A 9,511-nucleotide genomic window follows, 5' to 3' on the forward strand; every position below is an offset into this window, starting at 1 on the left:
CCCAAGCACGCGCCATGGAACGCAGCACGCTCGTCAACTGACTTGCCGGGTCCTGCGGGAAGGCTTCATCGGTTTCCTCCTCGTAAGCCTCCAGCATGGCATGGAGCGTATCAGAGGCAATTTCATCCTCAATAACAAAGAGATCAGGATCAAGGTGCGCGACCTGCACGGAGTAGGTCATGATGAAGCGCGCAAAGAGCTTGTTGGCGGCTTCGTGCCCCAAAAGGTTGGCGTATTCGCGGTGGCGCGCACTATTCATACCGATGTTCAGGATCGCTCCGGGGCCGCCCCAGTCGGGGTCTTCGGACGAGGGGCGGACGGACACGAGGGGGGCGCTGCCGAAAGGGGCAAGGATCGCTTTGGTGTCGATCTCGGCGCCAGACGCGATGTGGGCCACGGTTGTAAATGGGAGCGCCACCGTTTGCGGTACCGGCAATTCGAGGCGGATCAGACGTTGCAGGCACTTCGCGCGGCCGCCATGCGTGTGCGTGGCGAGGTTGGCCGCTGGATCGACGACAATAAAGTCTGATATTTCAACGAGTTTCTGCACTGCGGCGAATCCTTCCGCGACAGCATACGCGCAGTTGGAAATCGATCAAGGAGTGTCAGAAAATGCCGACACTACGTCGCGGGCGGCGTGTCCGTGGGGTCTCAGCCCGCGCCGGCGTTTTTATCCCGTTAACAACCGCTAAAACGCATCAAATCGCGACGTCGGGACTACGTCGGGCTTGCGTCCTTGCGGGCGTTCGCACTGTTGTGAGGGTGTAAATCCGGGGGCGCGGCGCGTGAACCTTGTTTTAACGGTGATGCGGTATCCCTTAGGTTGCTTCGATTCGCGTCAGATCAGCAACGGCCAGACAGGCCGCGCTGATGCGATGAAGCAAGTTAAGACGATTGCGCCGCAAGATTGCGCTGTCGGCGTTGACCTGAACGGTCTCGAAGAATGCGTCGATGGGGGATCGCAATCCCGCAAGCGCAGACATCGCAGCTGAGAAATCTTCGGCCTTCATGGCCGGGGCAATGGCGGCTTCTGCCGTGTCGAGCGCGACGAAGAGAGCTTTTTCTTCGTCCGTTTCGGCAAGCTTTGGATCGGCACCGTAGGAGTATTCGACGCCGTCATTTTCCTCGGCTTGTCGAAGGATGTTGTGGGCGCGTTTGAAGCCCTGAATGAGGTTCTCGCCATCATCGGTGGCAAGGAAGCCGGAGAGCGCAGTGGCCCGATTGACAAGGAGCGTGAGATCGTCGGCATTGGGCATCGCGAGACAGGCGTCGATGACGTCATGGCGGATGCCACGGTCACGGAGATAGACCTTTAGGCGGTCGTGGAGGAAGGTTAGGAGATCGTTTCTAGCAGGCACAAATATCGCTCGCCATTCAATTCCACTTCTTTGGCGTCGATAAAGCTCTGCGACCTTTTCTGCAGCGTCTCGAATACGACGCTCTTTGATGGCAGGCTTTAATGGTAAGGCGGAATTGATCGTTGCGATACTCTCGGATGCATCTTCGCCCACGACCTCTGAAATCTCATTTGAAACTTCCTTACCGCGTTCAAAGTCATTCAGAATTTGCGAAGAGATACAATCTTTCAGCCTATTAAGCTCGGGTTGACGGCGAACTTCGAAGCTGCTGTCCATTGCGTCAATAAGGCGAAGCGTGTGTGCACCTTCTAGCACCAACCTAATAACGCCCAGCGCCGCACGTCTCAGCGCAAACGGATCCTTGCTCCCGGTCGGTTTCTCATCAATCGCCCAAAACCCGGTCAGTGTCTCAATCTTATCCGCCAGCGCCACGGCAACCGACAACGGCGCAGTCGGCACGTCATCAGACGGTCCAAGCGGTTGATAATGCTCGCGGGCAACGGCGGCGACGGCCTCGCTTAGGCCTGCGGCTTTGGCGTAGTATTCGCCCATGATGCCTTGAAGTTCGGGAAACTCGTAGACCATCTCGGACGTCAGATCGGCTTTCGCGATACGGCCTGCCTGTTCGGCTTGGTCGGGGTCGGCTCCGACGGCGGGCGCGATCTCGCGAGCGAGTGCCGAGACGCGGTCGATCTTGTCGGCAGTGGTGCCGAGTTTATTGTGGAAAGTAACGGATTTTAGCGCGTTTTGCCATGGCTCCATGCCCGCTTTCGCGATCCGCAGGTCGTTTTCCCAGAAGAATTTAGCGTCGGCCAAACGCGCCGACAGGACCTTTTGGTTGCCTGCGAGGATTGTGGCTCCGTTGTCTTCTGTGGTGACATTGGCAACCGTCACGAACCGCAGGATGCGCCCCATTTTGTCTTTCACCGAGAAGAACTTCTGATGCTCTTTCATCGAGGTTTGCAGAACTTCCGCAGGCAGGTCGAGGAAATCAGTGCCAATTTCGCCCATCAGCACGACGGGCCATTCGACGAGACCTGCGACTTCGGCCAGAAGGGCTTTGTCTTCAACGACCTCAAGCCCGTTCGCGAAGGCAGCCTGTGTTGCGTCGTGCCAGATGGTTTCCATGCGTTCGTCGGTGGACAAGATCACATGGGCCCGCTTGAGCTTTGCGGCGTAATCCTCGAAATTCGTGACAGAAAAACGTGCAGGACTTAGGAAGCGGTGACCAGCGGTCAAGTCGGAGGATGTGATGCCGTCAACGTCGAGACCAACGATTTTCGTCTCGCCGTTTTCATGCAGCGTGCAGACAATTGAGTGAAGCGGACGCACCCAACGCAAAGTGCCTGCACCCCACCGCATAGACTTGGGCCAGGGGAAATTGCGGACCGTTTTTTCAAGTGTTTCGGCTATGATTTCGCCGGCGGGGCGCCCCGGCTTTTCGATTTTTGCAAACCAGACCTGACCCTTTTTGTCGGCGCGGGCCTCCAACTGGTCTTTGGTCAGACCGGTGGAGCGCAGGAAGCCCTCAAGCGCCTTTTCGGGGGCGTCTGTACGCGGGCCTTTGCGTTCTTCGCGCACTGTCGGGCTTTCGGCGAGAAGGCCGTCGATTGTCAGGACCAGACGTCGCGGGGTCGCAAAGGCCGCAGCGCCTGCATAGGTGAGACCCGCGTCGACAAGCGCCTCGGTCATCAGCCGCTTGAGATCGTCAGCCGCACGGACCTGCATCTTGGCGGGGATTTCCTCGGAAAAAAGCTCGATCAGGAGATCAGGCATGTCTACTGGGTCCTCTCGGGGAGTGGGGGGCAGCCTTCAGGCGGAGCGTTGCCGTCGAAGACGTCTTCGCCGCATGCATTGATCTGGTGCCACACAAAGCCGCGCCCGTCCTGGTGGATCGCGACCATGCGGTCAATGCCGTAGGTGACGTTGGCCGTGCCAAGAAAGGCGAGCGCTTCGCCGTTTTCAAGCGCTTCTGCGATGTCGGCGGCGTTGAAACAGTCGAACCAGCCGGGCGCGTTCAAAGGCTCGGCGTTGTCGTAGAGCTCGTAGGTCTCGGTCATCATGGCAAGCGACTGGGGCGTGGTGAAGCACGCGCGGTAGCGGATCGGCGAACTGTCAGCGTCGATGGCCTGAAAGCTATCGAAGAGAATCGTTTCAGGCACGCCAGTGGTGACGCTGGTCATCTGGACCATGTCGGCAGAGGTTGCCTCAACAGTTTCATAAAACCCGTATTCCTGAAGGTAATACAAGCCGCCGCCGCCAAGAACTCCGGTTGCAATGAGGACGATACCAATCACTTTGCCATTCATCTTAAGTTTGATCCTACGCAGGTCATTATGCGGCGGCTCCTGCGGCGTCGGTTTGCATGAAGGCGTCGGCGCAGGCCTTCGCAAGCGTGCGGACGCGGCCGATGTAGGCCTGGCGTTCCGTGACAGAGATTACACCGCGCGCATCAAGAAGGTTGAACAGGTGGCTGGCCTTGATGCACTGGTCGTAAGCCGGGTGGGCCATGATGATTTTGCGCCCCGTTTTGGGGTCGAGTGGGTCGGCGGCAAGGATGCGTTCGCATTCGACTTCGGCGTCTTTGAAGTGTTGTAGCAACATGTCGGTGTCGGCCACATCGAAATTCCAGCGCGAATATTCTTCTTCCGTCTGGCGGAATACGTCGCCGTAGGTGAGGGCGATGGGCGCGTCGGGCGCGTTGAACGGCATGTCCATGACGTGATCGACGCCAAGCACATACATCGCGAGGCGTTCAAGGCCGTAGGTAAGCTCGCCCGAAACAGGGTGGCAGTCGTGGCCGCCGACCTGCTGGAAGTATGTGAATTGCGAGACTTCCATGCCGTCGCACCAGACTTCCCACCCGAGACCCCATGCACCAAGCGTCGGACTTTCCCAGTCGTCTTCAACGAAACGGATGTCGTGGGAGGCCATGTCGATGCCGATGGCTTCCAAGCTGCCAAGGTACAATTCCTGCAGGTTCGGGGGGGATGGTTTGATCAGGACCTGAAACTGGTAGTAATGCTGAAGCCGGTTCGGGTTTTCGCCGTAGCGGCCATCCGTCGGGCGGCGCGAGGGCTGTGCGAAGGCCGCAGCCCAGGGTTTCGTGCCGAGCGCGCGCAATGTCGTCGCCGGATGGAACGTCCCTGCCCCGACTTCCATGTCGTAGGGTTGCAGAATGGCGCACCCGTTTGCCGCCCAGTAGGACTGCAGGCGAAGGATGATTTCCTGAAATGACTGTGGTCGTTGCACGGCGGCCATTGGGCGTGTCTCCGGGGGTGAAAATCGCGTTCTCAATAGGCAACAGGCGGGGGGCGGTCAATGAAGCGGGGTCGCTTTTGACGTGCATGTCCCTCCGCCCTAGTTAAAAACGTTGGAACGGCGCGATTTGCGCCAGATGCAGACGGGTTGGACATGACGAGCGTGATCAGGTTTATTGTAGGAATACTAGCGGTGCTTTGGGCGACGGCTGCCGTGGCGCAGGGCAGCGCGTGGGTGCAGATCGAAGCGCACCCCGATCAGGCGCGGGGGCAACAGCGCGCCGAGTTCTATGCAAGTGGCCTGCCGGATGTGGAAGGCTATCGTTTATCTTCAGGGTGGTATGCGGTTGCGCTTGGCCCCTACAGCGAAGCTGAAGCGATCAATGTCCTGAGCCAGTTGCGCGCGAGCGGGCGCATCCCGCGCGACAGCTTTCTGGCCAATGGCGCAAATTTCCGCACACAGTTTTTCGCAAGCACACCGGGGGTCGCTCCGGTTGAAACCGTTGTAGTGCCACTGGTTGCGGGTGAAGAAACCCAAGCCGAGGCACGCGTTAGCGAGCGGTCGCTTTCGCGCCAGGATCGTGCCTTGGTACAGGTCGCATTGCGCTGGGAAGGTGTTTACACATCAGCAATTGATGCCGATTTCGGCCCCGGCACGCGCCGCGCCATGGCCGCGTGGCAGCAGGCAAACGGATTTGAAGCAACCGGTGTGATGACGACAAGGCAGCGTCAGGGGATGCTGAAGGCCTACCGGGAAGCCGTGGCTGCCCTTGATATGACGCCGACGATTGAGACGACAATGGGCGTCGAAATTGATCTGCCGCTTGGCTTGGTGACCTTCGATCGCTTTGAGCCGCCGTTTGCGCAGTATCGCGCGACCTCGGGCGACGACAGGCAGGTTTTGCTGATTTCCCAGATCGGAGATCGCGGAACGTTGGCGTCCCTCTATGAGGTGATGCAGACGCTTGAGATTGTGCCGTTGGATGGGTCGCGCACTCTGCGACGCAATGATTTCACGCTGACGGGCCAGAATGACCGGATCATTTCTTACACCTATGCGCGCCTAGATGGCGGCGCGATCAAAGGATTTTCGCTGGTCTGGCCTGTCGACGATGCTAAGCGCCAGCGGCTTGCGCTTCAGGCGATGCAGGAAAGCTTTTTGCCCCTCGAAGGCGTGCTGTCCGATACGATTGGATCAGCTGCGCAGGACATTGATTTACTTGCAGGACTAGCGATCCGCCGGCCTGAACGCGCACGGTCGGGCTTTTACGTGGATACCGCCGGTGCGGTTTTGACCACGGCTTCGGCGGTCGATCAATGCACGCGGGTGACAGTTGGCGAAGACATTCCCATGACCATTGGCGCGGTAGACGGCGATCTGGGCGTCGCATACCTGACCCCGCAGAAATCAATTGCGCCCTTGGCGGTGGCACGAATGGCGCAAGTGGAGCCTCGGTTGCAGTCAGATATTGCCGTGGCAGGCTTCAGCTTTGGTGGGATTTTGACGGCACCGTCGCTGACCTATGGCACGTTTTCAGATGTGAAGGGTTTGGACGGCGATGTACGCGTGCAGCGTCTTGAGGTCCTGAGCGAACCCGGTGACGCTGGTGGGCCGGTTTTTGACGCCTCAGGCGCGGTGATGGGCATGCTGCTTGATGCAGAAAGCGGTGCGCGCCAATTGCCGGGCAGTGTGGCTTTTGCCTTGGATGCATCGGTCTTGGCCGAGTTTCTGGCGACAAATGGTTTGGCAATGCCTGCCAGCGCGCCAGAGAGCGACATGGCACCGGAGGACCTGACGATTTTGGCGGCGGATATGACTGTACTGGTTAGCTGCTGGAACTGATCTCGGGCGTGGCGATGATCAGCGTCGGGCGACCGGCGCTGAAGGCATCGGTGGTGGCTTGGCAAAGGTCCGCGGTGGTTTTGGGAGCCGCATAGGCGCAACCGTAAGCCGCCGCGAGATGCTGCCAATTCGGGTTCACGGCATGGACGGCTTTCGGGACAATTTGCGCCGCGACCATGTTGTCGCGAATTTCGCCCAGGGCTTCGTTGTCCCAGATGAGAATTGGCAGGCTGAGGTCAAGTTCTGCCGCCGTTCCAAGTTCTTGCATGGTGTATTGGAAGCCGTAGTCGCCTGCGATGGCGAGGGTTGGGCCGTGGTGACCAAGTGCTCCGCCTATGGCTGCGGGAAGCGCGTATCCAAGCGTGCCAAAGCCGTTTGGATGATGCCAGTGGCCCGGCGTGGGCATGTCCCAAAGTTCTTTCGCGGCGTAGGCGAATTGGGTCATGTCCGAGAAGATCATTGTGTCTTTCGGGAGCGCATCGCGCAGCGCTTCGCACGATTGGGCTATCGCGGGGTTGTGCGAGGCAATCTCGACGCGCCATACCTTGCGGGTCTGGGAGACTTCCGCGGCGGCCCAATTGGACGTCAGTGGCTTGGCAATAGCTTGGGTCGTCAACGCGCGCTCCAAGGAGGCGAGGAAGTCGCCGCCGTCAGCGTTGATTCTGAAGGATGCGCGCGTGTCAGAGGCAAGCACGGCCGGGTCGATATCGACCCGGATGCGCACGCCGGTGTCGCCCAAGGCATCGCGCCAGTGGTCGACCTGGGCCAGTTCCGTTCCGATAGCGATCACCACGTCTGATGTCGCGAGAATATCTGCGCTTTGGGGTTTGGCGAGATGCGCGCCGAAGTGAAGCGGACGATCAGGCGCGACAAGCCCACGGCCTGCGTAGGTGGTGAAGCTTGCAGCAGGGATCGTGTCTAATATGCGTCCGATGATTGCGGCGCTCTCGGGGTTTTTGGCAAGGGCACCGCCGAAGATGAAAAGCGGACGGGTTGCGTTTGCAAGGATGGGCACAATGTCGGTAGTATCGACGTTTGCTCGGATCAACGTCGCGGCCTTGTTGCGAGGGAACGGTTTCGCAGGTCCGCCGACGACGCGAATGGGAAGCGAGATTTGCTTTGGGCGGGGACGGTGGATTGCGAACTCGGTCAGGGCCTGATCGACGAGGCGATAGGCTGCCTCGGCATTCTGGGCGGTTGCGGACCAATCGCAGACAGTCGCGGCGGCACCTTCCTGATCGCGCATTTGGTGAAGCTGGCCTTTGCGGGCTACGGTCTCGTCAAGCACGGTCGAGATGACCAGCATCGGAACGCTGTCGGAATAGGCCTGACCCATCGGCGTCATGATATTCGTCAAGCCCGGGCCCGAAATCACAAAGCAGACGCCCGGTTTGCCCGTGGCGCGCGCATAGCCGTCGGCCATGAAGCCAACGCCCTGTTCGTGGCGGGCAAGGACGTGTCGGATACCTGCCTCTTCGATGCCCCGGTAAAGTTCGATGTTGTGCACGCCAGGGATGCCGAAGATCGTATCGACGCCGCGATCCGCCAGCATGGCGGCAAGTTCTACTCCGAGGGGACGCATTATGCTCTCCAGAATCGGGATGTGAAAAGGACCATGACGACCATAAGTTCAAGGCGTCCGACAAGCATGCCGACGATCAACAGCCATTTGGCCATATCGTTGAGCGGCTCGAATGTACCGGCGGGGCCGATGATGTCGCCAAGGCCGGGGCCAATGTTGGCGATGGCGGCAGCGGCTCCGCTGATTGAGGTCAGGAAGTCGAGACCCGTCATGCTGAGAAGGACGGACAGCACGCCCAAAGTCACAACGAACAGCGTGAGGAATGCCATGACCGAGGAAATCACGTCTTCCGTGATCGTGCGGCCATCGTATTTGGGTTGAAACACGCCGTGGGGCGAGTGGATGCGACGGATTTGGTTAGAGATCGCGGCGAAGAGGATTTGATAGCGGAATATCTTGATCGAGCAACACGTGGAGCCCGCGCAGCCGCCGATGAGTCCGACAAAGAAGAACATAGCAATCGGGAAGGACCCCCAAAGCTGGTAGTCCGTGCTAGAGTAGCCGGTGCCGGTGATGATCGAGGTGATGTTGAAGGTCGCCTCGCGCACCAAAGTGGTCAGGGGCGCATCGCCGACAACAAGGAGATAGCCCGAGATCGTCGCAACGAGAACGATCAGTGTGACCAAAAACATGCGGACCTGACTGTCGACGAAAAGCGGTTTCGAGGAGCCCGCAAGAAGCTGGACGTAGCGCACAAAAGGCAAACTTGCCAGGACCATGAACAGCGCCGCCACGTATTCGGGCGCTCCTTTAAAGCCACCGAACGAAGCGTCATGAGTCGAAAAGCCCCCCGTTGCAACCGTGGTAAGGGCGTGATTGACCGCATCAAAGAACGGCATGCCGACGCCATAGTAGGACATTGTGCAAGCGGCCGTCAGGATCACGTAGACGATCGAGATGCGCGAGGCGATCTCGGCCGCGCGGGGCAGGACTTTTCCTGCCGTATCAAAGGCTTCCGATCGGAAAATCTGCATACCACCGACCCGCAGTTCAGGCAGGAAGACCATGGCGACCACAATAATCCCGATGCCGCCGAACCATTGCAGCATTGAGCGCCACAACAGCAGTCCGTCGGGCAATTCATCAAGGTCGATGAAGACGGTCGATCCGGTGGTGGTGAGGCCGGACATGGCCTCGAAGAAGGCGTCGGTGATGGTGGCATCAGTGGCGCCTTGATGAAATGGGATGGCCGCAAAGATCGGCAGAGCAACCCAGACCGCGGTGGTCAGGATGAAGGTCTGCTGGATCGTCAGGCGGTCCCCAACGCCATTGGCGCAAGCAAGCGCCATAAGGCCCCCCGTCAGGATCGTCAGCATCGCGCTTTCTACGAAGACCGCAGCGTGTCCATTGCCCGCCCAGATATCAACGGCCAGAGGCACCGCCATCGTCGCGCCCAGGCTGGCCACTAAAAGGCCAATTACATACCCCACAGGGCGAAGGTCGATCATGGAAATGAGACTTGTCCGAG

At 59.3% G+C, this 9,511-nt stretch carries 6 protein-coding genes and 1 pseudogene; 1 reads left to right on the top strand and 6 read right to left on the bottom strand.

All coding sequences use genetic code 11. From position 1 onward, the window contains the following. The 4 genes and pseudogenes from Q1B15_RS01510 to Q1B15_RS01525 all read right to left on the bottom strand — a co-directional run. Positions 1-550, bottom strand: a pseudogene (locus Q1B15_RS01510) (pyruvate, phosphate dikinase); the annotation flags it as partial. A 268-nt stretch (positions 551-818) separates the two neighbouring features. Next, a complete protein-coding gene (gene glyS / locus Q1B15_RS01515) occupies positions 819-3,134 on the bottom strand; it encodes a glycine--tRNA ligase subunit beta (protein ID WP_299749094.1) in 2,316 nt (771 codons plus the stop codon). Positions 3,135-3,136: 2 nt separating this feature from the next. Further along, positions 3,137-3,667 carry a DUF6446 family protein gene (locus Q1B15_RS01520; protein WP_299749097.1) on the bottom strand — a complete coding sequence of 177 codons (531 nt, stop codon included), beginning with the start codon at positions 3,665-3,667 and terminating at the stop codon, positions 3,137-3,139. 25 nt (positions 3,668-3,692) lie between these two features. Beyond that, positions 3,693-4,619 carry a glycine--tRNA ligase subunit alpha gene (locus tag Q1B15_RS01525; RefSeq protein ID WP_299749100.1) on the bottom strand — a complete coding sequence of 309 codons (927 nt, stop codon included), beginning with the start codon at positions 4,617-4,619 and terminating at the stop codon, positions 3,693-3,695. Positions 4,620-4,781: 162 nt separating this feature from the next. Here Q1B15_RS01525 and Q1B15_RS01530 point away from each other — a divergent pair, with 162 nt between their 5' ends. Beyond that, positions 4,782-6,461 carry a serine protease gene (locus tag Q1B15_RS01530; protein WP_299749103.1) on the top strand — a complete coding sequence of 560 codons (1,680 nt, stop codon included), beginning with the start codon at positions 4,782-4,784 and terminating at the stop codon, positions 6,459-6,461. On the opposite strand, the gene Q1B15_RS01535 is transcribed toward Q1B15_RS01530, so the two are convergent. Together Q1B15_RS01535 and Q1B15_RS01540 are read right to left on the bottom strand one after the other, a co-directional pair. Next, entirely contained in the window at positions 6,445-8,043 is a 1,599-nt protein-coding gene (locus tag Q1B15_RS01535) for a thiamine pyrophosphate-binding protein (RefSeq protein ID WP_299749106.1), read from the bottom strand. The genes Q1B15_RS01530 and Q1B15_RS01535 overlap by 17 nt on opposite strands. Further along, the gene (locus Q1B15_RS01540; protein WP_299749109.1) at positions 8,043-9,491 is read right to left on the bottom strand and encodes a TrkH family potassium uptake protein; all 1,449 of its coding nucleotides are present in this window, start codon (positions 9,489-9,491) and stop codon (positions 8,043-8,045) included. Before Q1B15_RS01540 ends, Q1B15_RS01535 begins: the two co-directional genes overlap by 1 nt. Positions 9,492-9,511 lie beyond the last annotated feature (20 nt).

This window comes from uncultured Boseongicola sp. (genome assembly GCF_937988555.1).
Classification (GTDB): Bacteria; Pseudomonadota; Alphaproteobacteria; order Rhodobacterales; family Rhodobacteraceae; genus Boseongicola.

What these genes read in the sequence shown, in the direction of transcription:
- Q1B15_RS01520 (WP_299749097.1), bottom strand. Translation starts at nt 3,667, where the DNA reads ATGAATGGCAAAGTGATTGGTATCGTCCTCATTGCAACCGGAGTTCTT.
- Q1B15_RS01535 (WP_299749106.1), bottom strand. Translation starts at nt 8,043, where the DNA reads ATGCGTCCCCTCGGAGTAGAACTTGCCGCCATGCTGGCGGATCGCGGC.
- glyS (WP_299749094.1), bottom strand. Translation starts at nt 3,134, where the DNA reads ATGCCTGATCTCCTGATCGAGCTTTTTTCCGAGGAAATCCCCGCCAAG.
- Q1B15_RS01525 (WP_299749100.1), bottom strand. Translation starts at nt 4,619, where the DNA reads ATGGCCGCCGTGCAACGACCACAGTCATTTCAGGAAATCATCCTTCGC.
- Q1B15_RS01540 (WP_299749109.1), bottom strand. Translation starts at nt 9,491, where the DNA reads ATGATCGACCTTCGCCCTGTGGGGTATGTAATTGGCCTTTTAGTGGCC.